Source organism: Peptoniphilus indolicus (assembly GCF_900454665.1).
GTDB classification, from domain to species: domain Bacteria; phylum Bacillota; class Clostridia; order Tissierellales; family Peptoniphilaceae; genus Peptoniphilus; species Peptoniphilus indolicus.
Genome location: NZ_UGTH01000001.1, coordinates 1,280,197 through 1,302,623, shown reverse-complemented (window position 1 = coordinate 1,302,623; position 22,427 = coordinate 1,280,197). Strand labels below are relative to the sequence as shown.

Here is a 22,427-nt window from a genome sequence, read left to right as displayed (position 1 = left end):
ATAGAGGTTTTTATTGAAAAAGTTTTTAAAAAATATAACGCTGTATTTTTTACTGATCCTTATGTTATTTACTGTAGGTTGTCAGAATACAGAAAATGTCGAAAATAATGAAAGTAAAACTAATGCAACAAGTAGCGCCACAAAAGACAGTAAGGAAAGACTTCTGTTAGAAGACGAAAGTTATTACAGTAAAGATGATGTGGTGGAGTATGTACATCAATATGGGAAGTTGCCAAAGAATTATATAACCAAGAAAGAAGCTAAAGAAATCAATTGGTCTGTTGAGGACAGTAGAGGTTTTGTAATAGGCGGGGATAGATTTGGAAATAGAGAAGAAAAACTTCCGAAAGTAAAAGGCAAAAAATATTATGAAGCTGATATTTCTGAAGGCTATTCTCACAATAGAGGTGCGATGAGAATTATATATTCTGACGACGGATTTATATACTACACTGACGACCACTATGAAACTTTTGAGAGACTTTATTGAGCAGGAGATTTTATGAAGAAATATATAGTAGATGGCAATGAGTTTGCAACACGAGAGTCAGCATATAATCACTTAACTAAAGTATTTGGATTTTCTGACTCATTTGGAAACAACTTAGATGCTCTTTGGGATGAACTTACGGATTTAGAAGATGTTGTAATCGAGATAAAAAATGCTAGAGAAATTCCAAGGGCACTTGAAGAATATGGATTAAAAATTTTAGATGTATTTGGCGATTTATATGATGAGGGAATAGAAGTAAAAATTTATTGGTAAGGCACGTAAAAGTGTCTTATTTTATTGCGTAAATATAATTTTAATAAAAATTTATTGTAAAAATAATAAAAGGCAAAATTTTTAGTAGAAAAAGACAATAAATTGATAATTTAATCTAAACATCTTGACAATGGTTAAAGGTTATTGTAAATTTGAGTTGAAGAAGAAAGGGGTGTAGTATGTTTAAATTAAAAGAAGGTTTGACATTTGACGACGTACTTTTAGTTCCGGGCGAATCTAATGTACTTCCTAATGAAGTTGATTTGAGTACAAGACTTACAAAAAATATAAAATTGAATATTCCTCTTATGAGTGCGGGAATGGACACAGTAACTGAAAGCAGAATGGCTATAGCTATAGCACGTGAAGGTGGTATAGGTATAATACACAAGAATATGTCTATTGAAGAACAGGCGCTTGAAGTGGATCGAGTTAAGAGATCTGAGCACGGAATTATTTCAGATCCTTTTTATTTGTCAAGAGACCATAAAATTTCAGATGCTCTTACAATTATGTCAAGATATAAAATTTCAGGGGTTCCCATCGTAGATAAAGATATGAAACTTGTTGGAATTCTAACTAATCGTGATGTTAGATTTGAAATGAATGAGGACAGAATTATAGATGAGGTAATGACAAAAGAAAATTTAGTTACCGGAAGACCTCACATATCTATGGAAGAAGCCCTTTTTAGAATGAAAGAAAAGAAGATTGAAAAGCTTCCAATAATAAAAGATGATGGAACTTTAGACGGCCTTATAACTATAAAGGACATAGAAAAATTAAAACAATATCCAAATTCTGCAAGAGATGCAAAGGGAAGACTTTTGGCAGGGGCGGCAGTTGGTATAACTGTTGATATGATGGACAGAATAAAGGCTCTTGTTGATGCAAATGTTGATATTATAACTGTGGATACAGCTCATGGACACTCACTAAATGTTTTAAAGGCAATTTCAAGCATCAAAGAAAAATATCCAAATGTTGAGTTGATAGTTGGGAATGTGGCTACGGGAGAAGGCACAGAAGCGCTTATAAAAGCTGGTGCAGATTGTGTCAAAGTAGGTATAGGACCTGGTTCAATTTGTACGACAAGAGTTGTAACCGGAGTTGGTGTTCCACAAATTACAGCTATAATGGACGCAGTTGAAGTTGCAAATAAATATGGAGTTCCAATTATTGCCGATGGTGGTATAAAATATTCAGGAGATATAACAAAGGCGTTGGCTTGTGGAGCAAGCGTAGTAATGGCAGGTTCTCTATTTGCGGGATGTGACGAAAGCCCTGGAGAAGAAGTTATCTTCGAAGGTAGAAGATATAAAGAATACAGAGGAATGGGTTCTCTTGCAGCTATGAAATCCGGCTCAAGCGACAGATATTTCCAAAACAATACCAAAAAGTTAGTACCTGAAGGAGTTGAGGGTAGAGTTCCATTTAAAGGTGGAGTTTCAGATGTAATATATCAACTTTTAGGTGGACTAAGGTCAGGTATGGGCTATATAGGAAGTGCAAATATTAAAGAAATTCATGAAAAGGCACAGTTTGTGAAAATAACTTCAGCAAGTTTAGTTGAAAACCACCCTCACGACATAACAATCACAAAAGAATCACCAAATTATACAAAAATGTAAACTGGAAGCATATCTAGGGAGCCGAGCCGTAGGCTAAGGACCTAGCGATATGGATATCGTAAGATATTACACCTAAGGGATAAAAGCCCAGGAGGGGAGGTTCAACCTTCTCTTCTTGGGCTTTATTTTTTAGGATTAGAGAAAAGAGGTATATAATGAAAGTATCAGTTATAATGGGAAGCTCATCAGACCAAAAGATTGCAGATAAAGTTGTTGAAAAGTTAAATTATTTTGGCATAGAGCATGAAGTTAGAGTGATTTCAGCACACAGAGCACACAATGTATTGGTAGATTATGTTAGAAATTCAGAAGCAAGTGTATTTATAGCAATTGCGGGAAAAGCTGCGCACTTAGCAGGAGTTATAGCAGGTCTTTCTATAAAACCTGTAATAGGTATTCCGGTTAAGAGTTCCACAATGGACGGTTTAGACTCTTTGCTTTCAACTGTTCAAATGCCTAAAGGAGTGCCGGTTGCGACAGTTGCAATAGATGGTGGAGAAAATGCGGCAATTTTGGCAGTTCAAATGCTTGCTATTTGTGATGATAGTTTAAAAGAAAAGCTTGAAGAGTTTAAAACTGAACAAGAGAAGGAGTCTGTAAAATAATGAAGTATAGTGATGCAGGTGTGGATGTAGAGAGAGGCTATGAAGAAGTTTCTCTAATCAAAAAAATGTGTGAAAAAACTTACAGCAAGGATGTATTATCAGGTGTTGGTGGATTTGGAGCTATGTTCAACTTAGACATTACAAAGTATAAAAATCCCGTCTTAGTAAGTGGCTCTGATGGAGTTGGTACAAAACTTTTAATTGCACAAAAAGCCGATGTGCACAATTCTTGCGGTATAGACCTTGTTGCAATGTGTGTAAATGACGTTATATGCCAAGGTGCAAAGCCGTTATTTTTCTTAGACTATATTGCAACCGGTAGACTTGAGCCTACTAAAATGGCAAATATAGTTGAGGGAATTGCCAAAGGCTGTGAAATTTCTGATTGCTCTCTAATTGGTGGAGAGACTGCGGAAATGCCAGATATGTACGGCGAAGAAGACTATGATTTGGCAGGCTTTGTAGTTGGAGTTGTAGATAGAGAAAAAATAGTTGATGGGAAAAATATAAAAGACGGAGATTTGGTAATTGCTCTTGAATCTTCAGGGGTACATTCAAATGGTTTTTCGTTGGTTAGAAAAATAGTGTTTGAAAAAGCGGGATTAGACATTGAAGACGAATTGTATGAAGGTATATCTGTAAAAAAGGCATTATTGGAACCAACGAGAATATATGTAAGAGATGTTTTGGATTTAATTGAAAAGGTTGAAGTAAAAGCCATTGCCAACATAACTGGTGGTGGGCTTTATGAAAACATACCACGAGCTTTAAATGGACATGGTGCAGAAATTGACTTAACAGAGTATAAAATGCCGGCTCTATTTGAAAAGTTACAAGAGCTGGGAGATGTGGCAACAGAAGATATGCTAAGTGCTTTTAACTGTGGAATAGGTATGGTTTTGGTGATTGATAGAGAAGATGAACAAAAGGTAATAGAACATTTTAAGGATTACAGAGCTTTTAAAATAGGTGAGATAAGAGGTACTGAACTTGAAATCAAATTCTAAACTTGCAGTTTTTATATCTGGAAGAGGGTCTAATTATTTAGCGGTAAAGAATGCTATTGAAAGTGGAAAAATAGATGCTGAAATATCGATAGTAATTTCAAATTGTATGGCGGAAGGTCTACAATTTGCAGATAAAAAATTAGTTTCAAATAATTTTGATGAAATTTTGAGTGTATTAAAATCTGAAGAGATAGATTATATACTTCTTCTCGGATATTTAAAGATACTTCCTAAGAAAATTATAGAGGCGTATCCGAATAGAATTATAAATATTCATCCGTCCTTAATTCCTTCGTTTTGTGGTAAGGGAATGCACGGGAAAAGAGTTCATCAAGCAGTTTTGGATAGAGGGTGCAAAGTTACCGGAGTCACCACTCATTTTGTAAATGAAGAGGCTGATGCAGGACCTATAATTTTACAAGAGAGTGTAAAGGTAGAAGAAGATGATACGGCTCAAAGTTTGGCTGAGAGAGTTTTGAAAGTTGAACACAGATTGATTGTAGAAACAGTCCAAAAAGTTTTGGAGGAAACTAAATGAAGGTACTTGTAGTTGGAAATGGCGGAAGAGAATACAGCATATTAAAGAAGTTATCGGAAGATGGCGTTGAACTTTTTGCAGCTAAGGGAAACGGTGGAACAAGTGTATTTGCTAAAAATATAGACATAGAGCCGGAAGATGTAGAGTCATTGGTAAATTTTGCAAAGGAAAATAGAATTGATTTGACTATTGTTGGCCCGGAAAATCCATTGTGTCTTGGAATAGCAGACAGATTTGAAGAAGAGGGTTTAAAAATTTTTGGGGTTAAGAAAAACGGAGCAAAATTTGAAGCGAGCAAGGACTTTACCAAAGAATTTTTAGTAAGACATGATATTCCAACTGCAAAATATGCAACTTTTTTTGAATATGAAAAGGCAGTTGAGTACTTAAGCGAAATAAACTATCCAATAGTGATAAAAGCTGACGGACTTTGTCTTGGCAAGGGAGTTACAATAGCTCAAAACATGGAAGAAGCAAAAGCTGCACTAAGAGATGTATTTGTCGAAGAGAAGATGAACTCGGATAGAGTTGTAATTGAAGAGTTTTTAGACGGAAATGAAATATCGGCAATATGTATGGTATCTCACAACAAGATTTATCCTTTTGAATATGCAAGAGATTATAAAAAAATAGGTGATGGCAACAAAGGGCCAAACACCGGGGGAGTTGGAAATATAATTCCCGTGGAGGATATGTCGGATGATTTAAAAGTTCAAATACAAAAAATATTAGATGAGATTTCTTTAGGGCTGGAAAAAGATAATTTTAATTACACTGGAATACTTTTTGTAGGATTTATGGTGGTTGATAAACCTTATGTATTGGAATTCAATGTACGATTTGGAGACCCTGAAACAGAAGTTATAATGGAGAAACTTGATTCAAGTTTAATTCAATTGGCAGAAAAGGCAATTGAAGGAACGCTGACTCAAGAAGATTTTAAATACAATGATGACTACTATACTGGTGTGATGATGGTTTCAGGCGGATATCCTGGAAGCTATGCAAAGGGGTATGAAATAAGTGGCATAGAAGATGTAATTAACTCAACGGTAGTGCACGCCGGAACATCTTTTGAAAATGGAAAGTTCTATACATCAGGTGGTCGCGTTTTGATGGTAATTGGAAGAGGAAAGAATAGAGCAGAAGCGACAAAGATGGCGTATGAAGACGTTGAGAAAATAAAATTTAAAGATGCTTATTACAGAAGGGACGTGGGGATTTGAGAGCTTTGATATCAGTTTTTGACAAGACTGGAATAAAAGAATTTGCACGAGAACTTGAAAAGAGAAATTGGGAGATAGTATCCACTGGTGGAACTTACAATTTGTTAAAAGAGAGTGGCATAAAAGTTATGACTGTCGAAGAGGTAACGGGACAGAGAGAAATTTTGGATGGCAGAGTTAAGACACTTCACCCGAAGATACACGGAGCAATATTAAATATAAGAGAGAACACAGAACACCAATCTACTATATTAGAAGAGGGAATTATATCAATTGATATGGTAGTGAACACTCTATATCCTTTTGAAGATACAATAACAAAGACAGATAACTTAGACGAGATTATAGAGATGATAGACATAGGCGGGCCGTCTATGATAAGAGCAGCTGCAAAAAATTATAGAGATGTACTAATTGTTACAGACCCTTGTGATTACCAAGATGTGTTGGATAATTTAGATTCTATTTCAGAAGATTACAGAAAGCAAATGGCAATTAAAGCTTTTGAAACTACAGCTAGATATGACAGAGCTATTTCAGATTATCTAAGTGGCGAAAACTTTAGTTTAAATTGCAAGCTGAAAGAAAATTTGAGATACGGAGAAAATCCTCATCAAAAGGCGGCATATTATGTGGGAGAAGAAGTTGCAGAGGTTAAAATACTTCACGGCAAACAACTTTCATATAATAATTTGAACGATATTTATGCAGCTGTAAAAGTTGTAAAAGATTTTAAAGAGCCAACGGCTGTTGCAATAAAGCACACCAATCCTTGCGGTATAGGAACAGGTGAAAATTTAAAAGAAGCATATTTAAAAACGTATGAATGTGATACGGAATCAATATTTGGCGGAATAGTTGCGTTGAATAGAGAAGTTGATTTAGACGTTGCAGAGGAACTTTCAAAGATATTTTTGGAAGTTATAATCGCTCCGAAGTTTTCCAAAGAAGCTTTTGAAATACTTAGCGTAAAGAAAAATATAAGATTGGTTGAGATTTCAAACTTGATGGATTTTGAAGTTGGAAGACAGTTTAAACAAACTTTGAACGGAGTAATAGTACAAGATTTAGACGAAGTAGAATTTGAAAAGTTTGAAGTTGTGAGCAGGAGAAAGCCAACAGAAAAAGAACTTAAAGATTTAGAATTTGCATTTAAAGCTGTTAAACATGTTGCTTCAAATGGAGTAGTTTTGGCAAAAGACGGTTCAACTTATGCAATAGGACAAGGACAGACTAAGAGAGCTTGGGCAGTTGAAGAAGTTATTCACAGAACGAGAAGTTTGGATGGAGTAGTTTTGGCATCAGACGGCTTCTTTTTTGCCGATACAGTGGAACTTTTAAAAGACCATGGAATAAAAGCTGCCATCTCTCCTGGAGGTTCTATAAGAGATAGAGAAGTTATAGAAGCCGCGAATGAAGCAGATATAACGCTCATATTTACGAGAACAAGACATTTTAGACACTAATGCTCCACGTGGAGCATTAAAAACTCTCTTTACTATTTGTTTAGCAAAGAGAGTTTTTTTAGAGATATTTTTAATTGGAATCATCATTGTATTTATAGATTACAAGAGAAACAAGGATGAATGATACTATATAGAACACAATTCCACGAGATAATTGAAGCTCCCAGAATATGAAATCTATAAACTTTGTGTAAGCATCTACATAATTATAAAAGATGTTATGAGCTACAAAAAAGCCTATAGTTTTCCATCTGAATAGGAATACAAGTACTGCTAATATGTTGAATACTCCCACCATAAAAAACAGAAATGAAAAGATCTTAGGCATTATTTCGTAAAAGGGAAACTTATTGCCAAGTACTTCAATACTATCAATGGTTTGCTGAAATGCAAATCTCATTATTTGAGTATATATAATTGCAAGAAGAGCAAATATTATTATTGAAATTGTAAAAAATATTATATTTGAAATTATAAAATTTTTACGAGTTGTGCCAAGACGTAAGCTGAATTTAAGATCTACAAAAAAAGCATTGAAGCATTTTGTGACCAAAACAGCTGATGAAGCAAATGCTATTGCAGTAAGGTATACAGCTAAGATCGCAAACGGGGTAGATACGTTATAATCAGGGTCGCTTGATATTAAAGTGGGATCTGAGTTAGCTGCAAACCCAAAAATTAGCATAAATGTAACAATCGCAACAGCTGCAATATTTGTTGTTATTAAACTCTTTAAAAAGGTTATAGACTGAAATTTAAATATATTTTTTATAGTATTCATTTTAAGCCTCCTTATTTGTCAAATGGATAAATAATTTTTGCAGAGAGAGATTTGTGATTTCAGCACCTGCATTTTTTAGACGTGCTCTTTCATCAAAATTCAATTCATCATATATCGAAACAATTGAAACTGCTCCAATACTATCTTCTGAAATTATATTTTTATTGTTTAGAATTCTCAAAATTTCACCCTTAGAGCCTGTTATTGAAAGAGCTTTTGATTGGATGTTTGAAATATCTTCATTTAATAAAATTTCACTATTTTCTAAAATTATTACCTCTTCAAAAATATTTTCAGCCTCATCTATAATATGAGTGGAGATAATTGAAGTTCTTTCGCTAGTTTCAGAAAGTTTCATAATTTGTTGGTAAAATTTATATCTGTTGTTGGCGTCTAAACCAACAGACGGTTCATCATACAGTGTATATTGAGCACCTGAGGCCAAACCAATTATTAAGCTCAAAAGATTTCTGTTGCCTTTTGAAAGTTTTTTTATAGATAATTTGGGATTTAATTTAAATTCTTTTAGGAGTTCGTCTTTATAATCTTCATCCCAATTCGGAAGCATATTTGAAGCAAATTTTAAAATTGTATTTACTTTTTCACCTTTCATTGAGTCAGGAACCATAAATTCACTGATAAAGAGAATTCTATCAGTAGAAGATTGATTTTCTTTTACAATTTCTTCATCGAGTTTAACTTCGCCTGTGTATGAAACGATTTGGTTTGAAAGTATTTTTAATAAAGTTGTTTTACCTACACCATTTCTTCCAAGAAGACCGTATATTTTTCCGGGCTCTATTTCAAAATTTAAATTGTTTAAAACTATGTTAGAACCATATTTTTTATTTAGGTTAGATACAGTTATCATTTATTTCCCTTCTTTCTGTCTTTTTTCTATCTCTAAGGCAAGTTGCGCCGGAGTGATATTTATTCTTTTAAGTTCTTTTATGATTTGAGGAATGTGCGTATTAAAAAATTCCTCTTGTCGTTTATTTAATATTATTTCTTTAGCATTTTCGCTCACGTACATTCCCATTCCCCTTTTTTTATAAATTATTCCTTCATCAACTAAAATATTGAGTCCCTTTCGTGCAGTCGCTGGATTTATTTCATATATTTTTTGAAATTCGTTTGTAGAAGGTGTCTGTTCATCGGGGAGTAAAAGACCATCTAAAATTTGATTTTCTATAAATTCAGCAACTTGTTGAAAAATGGGTTTATCTTGTGTAAATTCCATATAATCCCTCCAAGTAAATTGGTTAATCACTTAACTAACTAAGTGAATAATATCATCTAGTTTTTAATATGTCAACAAAAATTTTAAAACTAGTATTTAATTGAGAATTTAAAGATAAAAAGACAATTCGCAATAGATAATCATAATAAAGATATTAAAATAATTTTGAACAAATAAAAAGCCTAAAAAATTTTCAGACTTTTAATTGTAAAAAATATACACTGATGATATACTCAAACTAAATTGGTAATACCAATTTTAAAATGTTTATGAAAGGAGTTTTAAGATGAGAGATTTAAATCAGGCTGAAAGTTCTGCTATTGATATGGATTTTGAAAGTTCTGCGGTTCCACAAAAAGAAAGAAAAAGTTTTTGGAGTATAACTATTGTGTGGTTAGGATTTGTATTTGTTATAACAAGTATGATGACAGGAGGAGGCTTGGCTGCGGGTCTTTCTTTCAAAGAAATTTTAATCTCTATTACAATTGGAAATATATTTTTAAGTATTATAGCTATTGCTGTAGCTAATATGTCAAGCAGAACAGGTTTAAGTTTTGCTTTGATAACACGTTATACTTTTGGAAATAAGGGATCCAAAATAGCGACACTTTTTGTTCCCATAGTAAACATAGGATGGTACACAATTCAGGCGGCAACTTATGGGAATTTTATAGCAAGTGTTCTAAACATAGAAGGAATCGGAGAATTTTTAATTTTATTTTTAAGTGCGATAATTATGGGAATCTTCGCTTTTTCAGGGATTAGAGCAATTACAATATTGGGATATGTAGCTATTCCTGCCATTATTTTTTTATCGATAGGGACTGCTATTAAGGCAGGAAGTTTAGCAGGATGGGAATACGTAATCACTTGGATTCCAAATGAAAATATATCTTTGGTAAATGGAGTAACTATAGTAATAGGAACGTGGATATTATCTACAGCTACGTGTATAGCGGATACGATGAGGTTTGCAAGGAATAGCAAACAAGCTATGATTAGTGCTGCAGTTGGATTATTAGGAGGAAACAGTCTTTTAATTTTGTGTGGAGCAATTGCGGGAATAGCAATGAATGAAAGTGATTTAACGTCAGTACTTCTTAAGTTAGGCTTAGTTATTCCAAGTTTAATTTTAATGACTACAAACATTTTTACAACAAATGCGGCAAATTTATATTCATCATCATTAAACTTAGCTAATAGTTTTAGGACGGATAGAAGAAAAATAATAGCTATAGTTTTATTAGTTTCAGGATTATTATGTTTGACAAAGCCATATAATATAGCTATGCTATTTAAATTTTTAAATGTGCTAGGAGTTGTGGTACCACCTTTAGCCGGAATTATACTCGCTAATTATTACTTTATAAATAGAGGTAAATATCCTGAATTAGATAGTGATGAAATAAGAGATTGGGAGTGGATACCTTGGGTTAGCTGGGGGGCGTCTTTGATAGTAGTAAAATTACTTCAGAGTATATTTAGTGGTGGAAGTGCGATGAACGGTATTTTCGGGTTACCGGCACTAAATGGAATTTTATCCGGGTTGATTATTTACACTTTGATTGTTAAATTAGCAAAAAGGAGTAGAAAATGAAAGATAATGATATTGTAAAAAAGTATAGAATTATAGCTATTATAGGAATTGTACTTATGGGAATCGCATCTTTTATGAGTTGTTTAGCTACTGAAAAAATGTATATTAATATTGGTACTATATTGTTATGTATTAGTATTGTTTTGTCAGTTATAGGCTTTTCAAGGTGGCAACCATAATGGAAGAAAAAATGATCTTAAGAGATAAAGTAAGGAGACTGATTTTAGAAGAGATAAATCTATTAAAAGAAGAAGGAAAAAATAAATTACCTACTGAGCAAGAATTATCAAGTAAGTTTGGAGTAAGCAGGGTTACTTTGAGAAGTGCTCTTGCTGATATTGAAAGAGAAGGCAAAATTACAAGAAGACAAGGTAGTGGAACTTACATAAGCCCAAGTTTTGACAATATGAAGTTAGATTTATTTAGGATGAAAACATATGGACAACTGATACAAGAAGCAGGACACTATTTAAAAGTAGAAAGTTTTATTACTAAAATAGTTGATACACCTGAATTTATTAGAGAATCAAAGCTTTATGATGGAGAAAAAATGGTTATGACTGTTAGAATCTTTTATGCTGACAGTCAGATAGCAGTTGTCTGTATAGATTTTTTATCCAATGAATATGAGAAAAATATAGACGAACTAAAAGAATACTCAGATTCAATTTTTGAGTATTTGAAAAAAAATCACAATATTAAATTGACAGTTGGAAGTATAAAGTTTCACGGAGCAAATGATAATGATTTAAATTTATGTACTGATATAAAGCATAAATTGCCTAAAAAATATTTGATGATTGAAGGAATTGAGTATAGTACAGACAATGAACCTGTATTGTTTACTAAAGAGTATATAAATACTGATATAATTCAAATTACAGCTGTTAGGTATAGGTGAAATAGAGAAAAGGAAATTTAATGAAAAAGAGATTTAGTATAGAATACGAACAAAAAGAAAACTATAAATTGACTGACTTAAAAGAATTCGAAGTGAGATTATTGTATAGGGTTTTAGAAATATGCAAAGAATCCAAAGAAAAAGGGAATCATCCTTTTGGTTGCTTATTGGCGGATAAAGAAGGAAATATACTTATGGAACAGGGGAATGAAGAAGTTAGTTTAGGAGGGGATTGTACTGCACATGCAGAAGCATTATTAATAAGAAAAGCATCTCAAATTTATTCTAAAGAAGAAATGAATGATTTTACTTTGTATAATTGTGCTGATTCATGTGCTATGTGTACAGGGGCAATGTATTGGTCTAATTTGGGCAGACATGTATATATTGCAAGAGAGTCAGAATTAAAAAAATACACTGGTGATGATATAAGAAATCCAACTTTAGATTTGCCAAGCAGAGTTGTCTTGGCTTGTGGACAAAAAGAATTTGAAACATTAGGACCTTTTTTGGAATTGGAAGATAAATTTTTTGAGTTACATAAGGGGTATTGGAATCATACGAAATAAAAAATAAATTAAAAGGAAGATTAAATTTTGAATTTATAATTATACTATAGAATTAGATAAAGAGCTGTTGTAAAACAGCTTCAAAAAAACGGCAAATTTATGAGAATGAGCCGTTTTTTTATAGTTAATTTATTAAAATCACACAAAAAAATTAGGATTGTTAGATAAATTAGAACTATTTGAAGTTAAAAAGTATATTTTATTGATATAGAACAAACTAATTACCTATGTAAAAAGGCAGATTTTGTACAAGACAAAGGAGAGAAGAACACAAAACTAAAAATTATGAGTTTTATCAGTAGTGAATTGAAAAATTAAAATTATGTGAAAGATATTTAGAAATTATGGGAGGAATAGAATATTCTTCTAAAAAGATTATGATGTGATATTTTTAGAAGAATAAATGACGTATTAGATGTTTATTTAAGATTAATCATACTAATGTTTAAATAAAGTAATTTATTATATATTTATTGCGTTGGAGATGAATTTCAATCAATTACATAGAAAATTAGTAAAAAATCAATTATAAATAATCAAGTATAGAAATATCGCTTAGGATAAATTAAGAAAATTTCGAGGGAGTTTTCTATTCGGAAAACTAAAGATATGATATAAACTTTACAAAGCTTATTAATGTATGTAAAAATAAATTTAAGAAAAGCTAAAAGAAAATATTATTGATTTTTAGAGGTGAGAAATGATAATTAAGAATATAAGAATTATTGACCCGAAAAGTTGTATAGATGAAGTTACAGATATTTTAATTGAAGGCGAACGTATAAAAAAAATAGGGGATATAGATTCTATGGGTGACATAGATGGAACAAATTTAGTAATGGCTCCGGGCTTTATAGATGTGCATGTGCATTTTAGAGATCCTGGGTTTACACATAAAGAAGATATTCACACAGGGGCAAAATCAGCTGCAGCAGGTGGATATACAACAGTGATTTGCATGGCAAATACAAAACCAATTATGGACAATGTAGAAACTTTGTCAGACTTTAATAATAGAGCAAGCAAAGAAGACATAAATGTACTGACAATTTCAGCGCTCACAAAAAATTTCAACGGCAATGAACTCGTTGATATGCATGCTATGATAGAGAATGGTGCTTTAGGATTTACAGACGATGGAATTCCAAATACTAATAATCCTTTGATACTTGAAGCTATGAGAAAAGCGAAAGAATTGGATGTGCCAATATCATTTCATGAAGAGGATCCAAATTTAAATGTAGAAAATGGAATAAATCATGGAGTTGTTTCAGATGAGATGGGACTTTTTGGTGCACCTTCATATTCAGAGGATGTAATGGTTGCAAGAGAAGGAGTATTTGCATTAGAAACAGGATGTAAAGTAAATATACAACACATTTCTTCAGCTGGAGCGGTTGAACTTGTAAGATATTTTAAATCCAGAGGAGCAAATATTTATGCAGAGGCAACTCCACATCATTTTACAAGTACAGAAGAGTTGGTAAGAGAGAAGGGAACTCTTGCTAAAATGAATCCACCTCTTAGAACAGAAGTTGATAGAAAAGCGATAATTGAAGGCTTAAAAGATGGAACAATAGATATAATCGCAACAGACCATGCTCCACATATAAAAGATGAAAAAATGGTGGAATTTACAAAAGCTCCAAGTGGAATAATAGGATTAGAGACAGCATTTGGATTGGGATTTACAAACTTAGTTAAAAAGGGACATTTGAGTTTGATGGAACTCATTGGAAAAATGACTATAAATCCAGCAGAACTATACAAATTGGAAAGAGGCTCAATAGAAGTTGGAGCAGTTGCAGACTTGGTAATCTTTGATATAGATGAAGAATTTGTAGTAGATAAATTTCATTCAAAATCATCTAACTCACCTTATATAGGAGAAAAATTATTTGGAAAAATAAAATACACTATCTGTAATGGAAAAGTAGTATATAAAGAGTGATATAAATTGTAAATTTAAAGGGAATATAAAATAAGTTGAGAAGGCGTTTTAACATGGATCATGTAAAACGCCTTTTTTGTAAATATAAAATAAAAAAGTGCTTTCAATCTAGCACTGAGATACAATTGGTGCACACAGGGGGATTCGAACCTCCGGCCTACGCTTTAGGAGAGCGTTGCTCTATCCTACTGAGCTATGTGTGCACAACTTGATATCGTGATAATTTTAATTTAAATTTTATAAAAAGTCAAATCAGTAAATTTAAACAAAAAGTAGGAATATCTTAGAAGTTTGGTCACTTTACTATGATATAATTTCATTGGTGAGAATATGTTAAAATTAGATTTAAAATTACAACCAAAACTAAATATTTCAAATGGTCTTATTCAATCATTGGAAATTCTTTCTATGAATTCTTTTGAACTTGAGACATTTTTAAAAGATGAAAGTGAAGAAAATGTGATGTTGGATTTTAAATCTAGGCTAGAAGATGAAAGATATGTCAAGAGTTTAAAATCTAAAGTAGGAAGTGTAAATCACTCTGAAAATTTTATAGAAGAATTGGCTTTTCAAGAGATTGATTTGACAGAATATCTACTTGAACAACTTAGAGAGTGTGAGATAGATAAAGATATTGCAAAGATAGTTCACTATTTGATTTTAAATTTAGATGAGTCGGGATATTTAAAAATTAAATTGGAAGAAGTTGCTAAAACTTTATCGCAAAGTATAGAACAAGTTAAAAATGCTCATTCTATGTTGTTAAAATTCGAACCATTGGGGATTGGAGCAAGAAATTTATCTGAATGTCTTATAAGTCAGGTTCCAAAATCTGAAACTAAGTTAAGAGAATTAATAGAATTTCATTTGGAAGATGTTGCAAAAAATAAAATATCAAAAATTGCAGAGAGCTTAGGGGTAACTGAACAAGAGGTTACGCTTTTAATTTCTTCGTTGAAAAAGTTAAATCCTAAGCCGGGGCAAGCTTACCAAACTCAAAAAAGAGTGGAATATGTAATTCCGGATGTATTTGTTGAAGTGGATAATAGGGATGTCTTAATAAAGATGGACTTAGTAAACAATATTCATCTAAATGAAAGTTATTTAAATATGTTATCAACTGAAATAGATGAAGAAACTAAGGAATTTTTAAAAAACAAGTTAAATAGAACTGTGCTTTTGATGAAGTCTGTAGAGATGAGAAATAAGACTTTGAAAGAAGTTATGGAGTATGTAATAAATCATCAACGAGATTTTTTCATATATGATTTGCCGCTTAAACCATTGAGACAAAGAGATGTTGCAAATGATTTGAGCATATCTATTTCAACTGTTTCAAGGGCGATAAATGGGAAATATTTAGAGTATAAAAAGGGTGCGATTGCTTTAAAAAGTTTATTTGCAGGAGCAACTTTAAGTAATACAGTGTCAAAAGATTATATTAAAAAGAAGATAAGAGAGTTGATAATGGCTGAAGATAACTCAAAACCTCTTTCAGATAGCAAAATAGTTGCTATTTTAGAAGAAGATGGAATTGAGATAAAGAGAAGAACAGTTCAAAAATATCGTGATGAATTGGGAATAGCCTCATCACAAGTTAGGAGAAGGTATGAGAAGACGACGTAGGAGACGACGTGGAGGATTCTTCTTTTTTAGCAGTTTTTTATTTATTCTCATAATATTTATGGTAATTTCAAGAGAAGCAGATAGAGAAACTGTAGATAGGAAAAGAGAATATTTGGATAATACAACTTATCTTGCGGTGCAGACGGCAAATAATTTTGGATTATTTCCATCAGTGGTGTTGGCGCAATCAGCACTCGAATCAAACTTTGGAAATAGCGAGTTGTCCAACACAAACAACAACTATTTTGGAATTAAAAGAGGAAATAGTAAAGATTATGTAGATTACAAAACCACTGAATATATAGACGGGAAAGAAGAAACTTTAAGCGCTTCATTTAGAAGTTATAATACCAAGACTGAAAGTTTTGAGGACTATGCAAGGCTGATAACCGGAGCTAAGAGGTATAAGAGTGTAAAAGAGGCCGGAAGCTATGAAGAAGCTTGCAGAGCACTACAAAAGTCTGGATATGCAACGGACCCAAGGTATGCCGAAAAAATTATTTCAATAATAGAAAGATACGAACTACACAATTTAGATTAAAATAGAAACGCCAACATTGATATTTCAAGTAATTTGGTTAATATCAGCGTTGGAGTTTTTTTCTAATCATTTTATAAAGTGCAATTGCTAATTTAATTATAATACTATAGAAAAAGAATTTTATGGTTTCAGTTTTACCGACAGTTTTAATTAAAATATCTTCTTTTGAAACATGAATTAATTTGACTAAAAATTGCTCGGTTGCGACAGTACCAATTAAAGATTTATCTTTAGTGACAAATTGTGAGCTTAATTTATATTTATTAAAAACATTGCTTTTTAGATAGTTTAAAAATAGTACGTTGCCATTTTTTCTGTAGACATAAACGATTGTATTACCGGATTTATTAGTTAATTCACTTTGATATGAATTAAAATTATTTTGAGTAATAATTTTCTTGTTATTATCTTCAACACTTTTAATAGGATAAAGATTTACTCCATCTATGACTAAATACAGCAAAATTATCACAATCAAATATAAAAGAATTTTTTTAAAGAGAGTATGATTTATTTCCAATTTGCTCACCCTCTTTAGAATATAACAAATTAAATAAAGTAGTAAAGATTAATTTTATTCAAAAAGCTAATCTCTTCTCCACATCATAAGACGCTCTAAAAGTTCTTCATTTTCAGATAATCCATAGTCTTCCAATAGTTCATCAGATGCATAGTCCAATTTTTTAGAAGGAACATCATCAACGCTAAATCTTTCTGTTTCGTCTTCCATAACTTCATTTTTATTTTTAATTTGCTCTTTTGGTTTTTCAGAGTCTGTTTGTGTCGGTTCATATTCTTCATAAGATTCACTCAATCTTTTAACAAGAGAGTACACCAAATTCAAATCTTCATCATCAAAAGTTCTAATTATTTTATTTATAGTAAGTCTTAAATCGTCCATAAGTCACCTCAAAAAATTTAAAATACAAAAATGGAATAAAATATTACCACGTTGGTTTAAAATTAATCCATTTAAAAGATTAATATTTACTTTTTTATTACGATGGTTTAATATTATTCCAAAGTAGAAACGGATACTTTTTTATTATACAGAGTTTTAGCGAACAAAACTTGGCATGAAATTTGCTTATACATTTAATGAGAACATAGGAGGAGTCATGCAAATCAAAAGGGTTAAAATAATATTTAACATTAACCGACCGCATCTGACCTTCGATATTCTAAAAGTTTTACAAATTCATGACGTACCGATTCTTTCAATGGAAGTCTATAGTAATGTAATTTATCTGAAACTGCCTGATATGTCAAATAAAGTTTATGAGTCAGTTTATGCAGAATGGGAAAACGTCTATGGATTTGATCACATTGAAGAAATTGACGTAATGAGTTTTGAAGAAAAAGATATTGAAATGAAGTCGGTTCTCAACTTGATTACAGAAGGGGTGATGTTACTTAGCAAGAAAGGAACAATTGAATATGCAAATAAGTTTGCGAGAGAGTATTTTGTAAATATTGAAGATGGAGAAAAGATAACATCTTATATCTTAGAAAAAGAAGTTGAAGAGCTTATAAATAAAGCTGATAAGAATATAAAAAATAAAATCTGTATGATAAATGGAAGAAATTTTTTACTAAATGTAGATAAATTATTTTCTGAAGAAAATATTTTTAGTGGTTATTTGGTCACTTTAAGAGAATTTGGGGAGCTTAATTTTTCAACCAAGAGTTACATAACTTTTGATGATATAATTGGAGAATCTGCAAATTTATTAAATGCAGTTGAAATGGCAAAATTGTTCTCTGATTCTGACACCAGTATTTTGCTTTTGGGAGAGAGTGGGACAGGCAAGGAGATGTTTGCTAGGGCCATTCACTCTTATTCAAGGCCAAATGAAAAATTTATGGGCATAAACTGTGCTGCAATTCCCGAGGAACTCTTGGAGTCAGAGTTGTTCGGCTATGAGGCTGGAGCTTTTACCGGGGCTAAATCAGCCGGTAGAATGGGAATCTTTGAAGCATGCAGTGGTGGAACAGTTTTTCTAGATGAGATAGGAGAATTAAATTATCATCTTCAAGCAAAGCTTTTAAGAGTTATCCAAGAGAGAAAAGTAAGACGTCTTGGCTCAAATAGAGAAATAGATTTGAATATAAGGATAGTATCAGCAACGAATAGAGACCTTATAAAACTTATAGAAGAAGGTAAATTTCGTTTAGATTTGTTCTACAGGTTAAATACTTTTTCTGTCGAAATACCACCTTTGAGAGATAGGATGGAAGACTTGGATATTTTAATAAGTTATTTTTTAGAGCGAATGAGTAAAAGATATAATAGAAATTCAATAGTGTTTACCGATTCTGCAAAAGATATGCTAAAAAATTATTCTTGGCCGGGGAATATACGCGAGCTTCAAAATGTTTTGGAGAGAGCTGTTGTTTTGTCAAATAACCAAGAAGTTTTGCCTAAGCATATAAAATTTGATCATGAAGAAGCGTTTATGGAACAAGACGGAAAGAGTTTGAGAGAAGCTGTAGAAGATTTTGAAAAGCAATATATAAAAGGTATTCTTAAAAATTCAAATTCTATAAGGAGTGCGGCTAAAAAATTAAACACTACTCACACTCTATTACTTAATAGAATTAAAAAATACTCATTAGACAAAATGTAGGAGGTTTAGAGTATGGAAAAGAAAAAACCTAGTTTTATAGCATTGATACCATTTCTACTATTTATAGTTTCCTATTTGGTAATAGGAATGAGTTTGGTTTTTAATGGAGATGCAATGGGATTTTATGGATTTAAAGCTCCAATAGCAGTAATCATAGGTATAATCGCAGCATTTTTAATAATAGAGGGAAAGATTGATGAAAAATTTGATGTCTTTATAAAAGGTTGTGGAGACGAAAACATAATTATAATGTGCATAATCTATATACTTGCAGGGGCATTCTCCACTGTTTCAAAACAAATGGGTGGTGTTGATGCGACAGTAAATCTTGGATTATCATTTATTCCTCCAGGACTTATCACAGTTGGTATATTTGTAATAGCTTGTTTTATATCAATTTCAACAGGAACATCAGTTGGAACAATAGTTGCGCTTGGACCTATAGCAGTAGGATTTGCTGAGAAGACAACAATCTCAATGTCACTTATAATTGCAACATTGATAGGTGGGGCTATGTTCGGAGATAACTTATCTGTAATTTCAGATACTACAATTGCAGCTACAAGAACTCAAGGGGTTGCTATGAGAGATAAATTCAGAGCCAATTTGGCGATGTCAGTTCCGGCAATGATCGTTACTTTAGTGTTGTTAGTTATTTTTGGAAGACCGGAAGTTGCGCCAACGAAGGCAGTTTATGATTTTGAATTTATAAAAGTTATTCCATATATATTTGTACTAGTTGCCTCTATAGCAGGAATGAATGTATTCGTTGTACTTGTTCTTGGAACATTGCTTTCAGGGGTTATAGGTATGTCAACTGGAGTATTTAACTTATTAGAGTATTCAAATTTTGTATATGATGGCTTTGCGGGAATGTTTGAAATATTCCTTTTGTCAATGCTCACTGGAGGACTTGCAGGTCTTGTTAGCTATGGTGGTGGTATAGATTGGCTACTACTTAAAATTAAGAGTTTTATCAAGAGCAGAAGGTCAGCAGAAGTAGGTATTGCACTTATAACTTCATTGACAGATATGGCAACAGCCAATAATACAGTTGCTATAATAATCGACGGACCGATTGTTAGAAATATAGTTGAAGAATATAAAGTTGACCCAAGAAGGTCAGCATCTTTGTTAGATAGTTTTGGAGCTATTATGCAAGGGTTCATCCCTTACGGAGCTCAAGTATTAATGGCAGTACAATTCACAGAGGGAAAAGTCTCTCCATTTGAAATAATGCCGTTGTTATGGTATCAGTTTGCACTTGCATTCTTTGTAATACTTTCAATTTTTATTCCTTTTGCAGATGGCTTTATAAAGAAACATCCTTGGGATTTTGAAAAGTGGCAACCTAAAGAAATATAAGTTGGTTTAAATAAACAGGGGGTAAAAAATGATCAATAGAGGGTTTTCAACAAGAGCAATTCACGAAGGTAGCGACACAAATAAATATGGTGCTTTAGCTACACCTATTTATCAAACATCAACATTTGTATTTGATTCAGCAGAACAAGGCGGAAAGAGATTTGCCCTTGAAGAAGAAGGATACATATATTCAAGACTGGGCAATCCAACTACAACAGTAATAGAAAAGAAATTAGCTAATCTTGAAGGAGCAGATGCAGCAGTTGCAACTTCATCAGGAATGGGAGCCATCTCATCTGTATTTTGGTCTCAATTAAAAGCGGGAGATCATGTTGTAGCGGCAAAGACACTATATGGATGTACATTTGCACTATTAAATCACGGACTTTCTAAATTTGGCATAGAAGTTGATTTTGTAGATACAAGAGATGTAAAAAATATTGAAAATGCCATGAGAGAAAACACTAAGATAGTATATATAGAAACGCCGGCAAACCCAAATATGTATTTAACAGACATAGAAGCGGCGGCAAAGGTGGCTCACTCTGTTGAAGGATGTATATTGGTAGTTGACAACACTTATTGTACTCCATATATCCAAAGACCAATTGAATTGGGAGCAGATGTAGTAGTTCACTCAGCAACTAAGTATTTAAATGGACATGGAGATGTAGTTGCAGGATTTGCAGTGGGTTCAAAAGAAATAATAGATGCTGTTAGACTTGTGGGTATAAAAGATTGTACAGGTTCGGTAATAGGACCTTTTGAAGCATATTTACTTGGCAGAGGAATGAAGACTTTGGCGGTTAGAGTGAAACAACACTGTGTAAATGCTGTTGAAGTTGCAAAATTCTTGGAATTACATCCGGCAGTTGAAAAAATTGCTTATCCGGGACTTGAATCATTCCCACAATACGAATTGGCTAAAAAACAAATGAGACTTCCAGGGGCTATGATATCTTTTGAAGTAAAAGGTGGCAAAGAAGCTGGAATAAAACTCATGAATAATGTTAAACTGTGTACACTTGCAGTAAGTCTTGGAGATTGTGAAACACTTATTCAACACCCAGCATCAATGACGCACTCTCCATACACACCGGAAGAAAGAAAAGCATCTGACATAGCAGAAGGTTTGGTTAGACTTTCAGTAGGTCTTGAAGATGCAGAAGATATAATTGCAGACCTTAAAGCGGCGTTGGACCAACTAGTATAATTTATTGCATAGGGAGGATTTATGAAAGTAGCAGTTTTTGCAGGAACAAAGGGAGATACAAGAGAAGGGGTGAAAATTTTAAACAAATTTGACATTTCTACAATTGAATATCCTTTTTCAAACACACCTGAAGAACAGACAAGAATGCAATATTTTTCAAGGGAAGAATTGAATAAAATGTTTGAAAAAAATGTTCAAGAGGCAAAAACTTTAGGCGCAGAGAAAATTTTTGTATATTGTAATTCGCTAAGTCTATCTGTGGATTATCAAGAAATTGGAGAACGCGAGAAGATAGAAATTATTACTCCGCTTGAAACTTACAAAAATTTAAAAGGAGTTAAAAATCTTGCTATTATAGCTGCTAATGGATTTTCAGCTTATTCTCTAGATAGATTAGTTGCAGAAAATAATGTCATAAATTCTTCAGTATGTATTGGCAATATGCCGTTTGTAGAAAAGATAGAAGCAGAGGACACGGATGTTTTAAATGTCTTGAATATACAAGGTTTTTTAAATTATATAGAGGGAATAACTGGAGAATATAAGATTGATACACTCTTGATAGGATGTACACATTTCTCAAAACTATCAAATGAGATAAAATCTATGACGAAATTAAATGTTGTTGATCCTACAGAAAATATGATAAAAGAGCTCATGAGTTAACTTGTGAGTTCTTTTAAAGAATGTAAGAGCTAAGAAAAAATGAGTGCTAAATTTATACCGTATGAACTATAAATTAGCAATTATAAACCTATACAAAATAAAGAAGTTTGT

At 32.3% G+C, this 22,427-nt stretch carries 24 protein-coding genes and 1 tRNA gene; 19 read left to right on the top strand and 6 right to left on the bottom strand.

The annotated features are described in order from the left end of the window. Window positions 1-13: 13 nt before the first annotated feature. The 8 genes from DYE58_RS06200 (at window position 14) to purH (ending at window position 7,239) form a co-directional block, all read left to right on the top strand. Window positions 14-490 carry a ribonuclease domain-containing protein gene (locus tag DYE58_RS06200; protein ID WP_004819846.1) on the top strand — a complete coding sequence of 159 codons (477 nt, stop codon included), beginning with the start codon at window positions 14-16 and terminating at the stop codon, window positions 488-490. 12 nt (window positions 491-502) lie between these two features. After that, complete coding sequence (locus DYE58_RS06195; RefSeq protein ID WP_004819847.1) at window positions 503-766, top strand: barstar family protein; 264 nt, start codon at window positions 503-505, stop codon at window positions 764-766. Between the two features lie 179 nt (window positions 767-945). Beyond that, window positions 946-2,397 (top strand): IMP dehydrogenase, encoded by a 1,452-nt coding sequence (gene guaB, locus DYE58_RS06190; protein ID WP_004819849.1) that lies wholly within the window; start codon window positions 946-948, stop codon window positions 2,395-2,397. Between the two features lie 155 nt (window positions 2,398-2,552). Then, window positions 2,553-3,002 (top strand): 5-(carboxyamino)imidazole ribonucleotide mutase, encoded by a 450-nt coding sequence (gene purE / locus DYE58_RS06185; protein ID WP_004819850.1) that lies wholly within the window; start codon window positions 2,553-2,555, stop codon window positions 3,000-3,002. Further along, the gene (gene purM, locus DYE58_RS06180) at window positions 3,002-4,009 is read left to right on the top strand and encodes a phosphoribosylformylglycinamidine cyclo-ligase (RefSeq protein ID WP_004819852.1); all 1,008 of its coding nucleotides are present in this window, start codon (window positions 3,002-3,004) and stop codon (window positions 4,007-4,009) included. Before purE ends, purM begins: the two co-directional genes overlap by 1 nt. Next, entirely contained in the window at window positions 3,993-4,547 is a 555-nt protein-coding gene (gene purN / locus DYE58_RS06175; protein ID WP_004819855.1) for a phosphoribosylglycinamide formyltransferase, read from the top strand. Before purM ends, purN begins: the two co-directional genes overlap by 17 nt. Then, window positions 4,544-5,773, top strand: coding sequence for a phosphoribosylamine--glycine ligase (gene purD / locus DYE58_RS06170; protein WP_004819856.1), 1,230 nt, complete (start codon window positions 4,544-4,546; stop codon window positions 5,771-5,773). Before purN ends, purD begins: the two co-directional genes overlap by 4 nt. Continuing rightward, window positions 5,770-7,239 carry a bifunctional phosphoribosylaminoimidazolecarboxamide formyltransferase/IMP cyclohydrolase gene (purH, locus tag DYE58_RS06165; protein WP_004819859.1) on the top strand — a complete coding sequence of 490 codons (1,470 nt, stop codon included), beginning with the start codon at window positions 5,770-5,772 and terminating at the stop codon, window positions 7,237-7,239. Before purD ends, purH begins: the two co-directional genes overlap by 4 nt. A 70-nt stretch (window positions 7,240-7,309) precedes the next feature. Here the strand turns inward: purH and DYE58_RS06160 are convergent, their stop codons facing one another. Genes DYE58_RS06160 through DYE58_RS06150 form a run of 3 tightly spaced genes read right to left on the bottom strand, consistent with a single transcriptional unit; the run spans window position 7,310 to window position 9,260 of the window. Continuing rightward, complete coding sequence (locus DYE58_RS06160) at window positions 7,310-8,020, bottom strand: hypothetical protein (RefSeq protein ID WP_004819860.1); 711 nt, start codon at window positions 8,018-8,020, stop codon at window positions 7,310-7,312. 1 nt (window position 8,021) lies between these two features. Continuing rightward, window positions 8,022-8,891, bottom strand: a complete 870-nt coding sequence (locus tag DYE58_RS06155) for an ATP-binding cassette domain-containing protein (RefSeq protein ID WP_004819863.1) — start codon at window positions 8,889-8,891, stop codon at window positions 8,022-8,024. Beyond that, window positions 8,892-9,260 carry a GntR family transcriptional regulator gene (locus DYE58_RS06150; protein ID WP_040552159.1) on the bottom strand — a complete coding sequence of 123 codons (369 nt, stop codon included), beginning with the start codon at window positions 9,258-9,260 and terminating at the stop codon, window positions 8,892-8,894. A 286-nt stretch (window positions 9,261-9,546) separates the two neighbouring features. Between DYE58_RS06150 and DYE58_RS06145 the strand changes: the two genes are divergently transcribed. The 5 genes from DYE58_RS06145 (at window position 9,547) to DYE58_RS06125 (ending at window position 14,278) form a co-directional block, all read left to right on the top strand. Continuing rightward, window positions 9,547-10,857: a cytosine permease gene (locus tag DYE58_RS06145; protein ID WP_115312109.1), complete on the top strand. Its 1,311-nt coding sequence runs from the start codon at window positions 9,547-9,549 to the stop codon at window positions 10,855-10,857. Further along, window positions 10,854-11,036: a hypothetical protein gene (locus DYE58_RS06140; RefSeq protein ID WP_004823173.1), complete on the top strand. Its 183-nt coding sequence runs from the start codon at window positions 10,854-10,856 to the stop codon at window positions 11,034-11,036. Before DYE58_RS06145 ends, DYE58_RS06140 begins: the two co-directional genes overlap by 4 nt. Beyond that, on the top strand, window positions 11,036-11,758 hold the full coding sequence (locus tag DYE58_RS06135; RefSeq protein ID WP_004823171.1) for a GntR family transcriptional regulator: 723 nt from the start codon (window positions 11,036-11,038) through the stop codon (window positions 11,756-11,758). The genes DYE58_RS06140 and DYE58_RS06135 overlap by 1 nt, the downstream gene beginning before the upstream one ends. Before the next feature lie 20 nt (window positions 11,759-11,778). Continuing rightward, a complete protein-coding gene (locus DYE58_RS06130; protein WP_004823170.1) occupies window positions 11,779-12,327 on the top strand; it encodes a nucleoside deaminase in 549 nt (182 codons plus the stop codon). A 700-nt stretch (window positions 12,328-13,027) separates the two neighbouring features. Then, on the top strand, window positions 13,028-14,278 hold the full coding sequence (locus DYE58_RS06125) for a dihydroorotase (RefSeq protein ID WP_115312108.1): 1,251 nt from the start codon (window positions 13,028-13,030) through the stop codon (window positions 14,276-14,278). 126 nt (window positions 14,279-14,404) lie between these two features. Here DYE58_RS06125 and DYE58_RS06120 read toward each other — a convergent pair. Beyond that, window positions 14,405-14,481 (bottom strand) — tRNA-Arg (locus DYE58_RS06120). 127 nt (window positions 14,482-14,608) lie between these two features. Here DYE58_RS06120 and rpoN point away from each other — a divergent pair. Further along, window positions 14,609-15,904, top strand: coding sequence for an RNA polymerase factor sigma-54 (gene rpoN / locus DYE58_RS06115; protein ID WP_004819872.1), 1,296 nt, complete (start codon window positions 14,609-14,611; stop codon window positions 15,902-15,904). After that, window positions 15,888-16,445, top strand: coding sequence for a glycoside hydrolase family 73 protein (locus tag DYE58_RS06110; protein ID WP_040552161.1), 558 nt, complete (start codon window positions 15,888-15,890; stop codon window positions 16,443-16,445). Before rpoN ends, DYE58_RS06110 begins: the two co-directional genes overlap by 17 nt. A 43-nt stretch (window positions 16,446-16,488) precedes the next feature. Here DYE58_RS06110 and DYE58_RS06105 read toward each other — a convergent pair whose 3' ends face one another. Both DYE58_RS06105 and DYE58_RS06100 read right to left on the bottom strand, forming a co-directional pair. Beyond that, window positions 16,489-16,965 carry a hypothetical protein gene (locus tag DYE58_RS06105; RefSeq protein ID WP_040552162.1) on the bottom strand — a complete coding sequence of 159 codons (477 nt, stop codon included), beginning with the start codon at window positions 16,963-16,965 and terminating at the stop codon, window positions 16,489-16,491. 66 nt (window positions 16,966-17,031) lie between these two features. Then, complete coding sequence (locus tag DYE58_RS06100; RefSeq protein WP_004819877.1) at window positions 17,032-17,346, bottom strand: hypothetical protein; 315 nt, start codon at window positions 17,344-17,346, stop codon at window positions 17,032-17,034. Between the two features lie 217 nt (window positions 17,347-17,563). On the opposite strand from DYE58_RS06100, the gene DYE58_RS06095 reads away from it, so the two are divergent. Genes DYE58_RS06095 through DYE58_RS06080 form a run of 4 tightly spaced genes read left to right on the top strand, consistent with a single transcriptional unit; the run spans window position 17,564 to window position 22,316 of the window. After that, entirely contained in the window at window positions 17,564-19,072 is a 1,509-nt protein-coding gene (locus DYE58_RS06095) for a sigma-54 interaction domain-containing protein (RefSeq protein ID WP_115312107.1), read from the top strand. A 12-nt stretch (window positions 19,073-19,084) separates the two neighbouring features. Continuing rightward, complete coding sequence (locus tag DYE58_RS06090; RefSeq protein WP_004819884.1) at window positions 19,085-20,437, top strand: Na+/H+ antiporter NhaC family protein; 1,353 nt, start codon at window positions 19,085-19,087, stop codon at window positions 20,435-20,437. A gap of 28 nt (window positions 20,438-20,465) precedes the next feature. Further along, entirely contained in the window at window positions 20,466-21,650 is a 1,185-nt protein-coding gene (gene megL / locus DYE58_RS06085) for a methionine gamma-lyase (protein WP_004819886.1), read from the top strand. A 21-nt stretch (window positions 21,651-21,671) separates the two neighbouring features. After that, window positions 21,672-22,316 carry an aspartate/glutamate racemase family protein gene (locus tag DYE58_RS06080; protein ID WP_004819888.1) on the top strand — a complete coding sequence of 215 codons (645 nt, stop codon included), beginning with the start codon at window positions 21,672-21,674 and terminating at the stop codon, window positions 22,314-22,316. The last annotated feature ends 111 nt before the right edge of the window (window positions 22,317-22,427 follow it).

Bases quoted from the DNA above. Each gene is read 5' to 3' on its own strand.
- DYE58_RS06135 (WP_004823171.1), top strand. From the start codon at position 11,036: ATGGAAGAAAAAATGATCTTAAGAGATAAAGTAAGGAGACTGATTTTA.
- DYE58_RS06095 (WP_115312107.1), top strand. From the start codon at position 17,564: ATGCAAATCAAAAGGGTTAAAATAATATTTAACATTAACCGACCGCAT.
- megL (WP_004819886.1), top strand. From the start codon at position 20,466: ATGATCAATAGAGGGTTTTCAACAAGAGCAATTCACGAAGGTAGCGAC.
- DYE58_RS06080 (WP_004819888.1), top strand. From the start codon at position 21,672: ATGAAAGTAGCAGTTTTTGCAGGAACAAAGGGAGATACAAGAGAAGGG.
- DYE58_RS06155 (WP_004819863.1), bottom strand. From the start codon at position 8,891: ATGATAACTGTATCTAACCTAAATAAAAAATATGGTTCTAACATAGTT.
- DYE58_RS06090 (WP_004819884.1), top strand. From the start codon at position 19,085: ATGGAAAAGAAAAAACCTAGTTTTATAGCATTGATACCATTTCTACTA.
- DYE58_RS06145 (WP_115312109.1), top strand. From the start codon at position 9,547: ATGAGAGATTTAAATCAGGCTGAAAGTTCTGCTATTGATATGGATTTT.
- DYE58_RS06100 (WP_004819877.1), bottom strand. From the start codon at position 17,346: ATGGACGATTTAAGACTTACTATAAATAAAATAATTAGAACTTTTGAT.
- DYE58_RS06195 (WP_004819847.1), top strand. From the start codon at position 503: ATGAAGAAATATATAGTAGATGGCAATGAGTTTGCAACACGAGAGTCA.
- rpoN (WP_004819872.1), top strand. From the start codon at position 14,609: ATGTTAAAATTAGATTTAAAATTACAACCAAAACTAAATATTTCAAAT.
- DYE58_RS06160 (WP_004819860.1), bottom strand. From the start codon at position 8,020: ATGAATACTATAAAAAATATATTTAAATTTCAGTCTATAACCTTTTTA.
- purE (WP_004819850.1), top strand. From the start codon at position 2,553: ATGAAAGTATCAGTTATAATGGGAAGCTCATCAGACCAAAAGATTGCA.
- DYE58_RS06110 (WP_040552161.1), top strand. From the start codon at position 15,888: ATGAGAAGACGACGTAGGAGACGACGTGGAGGATTCTTCTTTTTTAGC.
- DYE58_RS06125 (WP_115312108.1), top strand. From the start codon at position 13,028: ATGATAATTAAGAATATAAGAATTATTGACCCGAAAAGTTGTATAGAT.
- purM (WP_004819852.1), top strand. From the start codon at position 3,002: ATGAAGTATAGTGATGCAGGTGTGGATGTAGAGAGAGGCTATGAAGAA.
- purD (WP_004819856.1), top strand. From the start codon at position 4,544: ATGAAGGTACTTGTAGTTGGAAATGGCGGAAGAGAATACAGCATATTA.
- DYE58_RS06140 (WP_004823173.1), top strand. From the start codon at position 10,854: ATGAAAGATAATGATATTGTAAAAAAGTATAGAATTATAGCTATTATA.
- DYE58_RS06130 (WP_004823170.1), top strand. From the start codon at position 11,779: ATGAAAAAGAGATTTAGTATAGAATACGAACAAAAAGAAAACTATAAA.
- DYE58_RS06150 (WP_040552159.1), bottom strand. From the start codon at position 9,260: ATGGAATTTACACAAGATAAACCCATTTTTCAACAAGTTGCTGAATTT.
- guaB (WP_004819849.1), top strand. From the start codon at position 946: ATGTTTAAATTAAAAGAAGGTTTGACATTTGACGACGTACTTTTAGTT.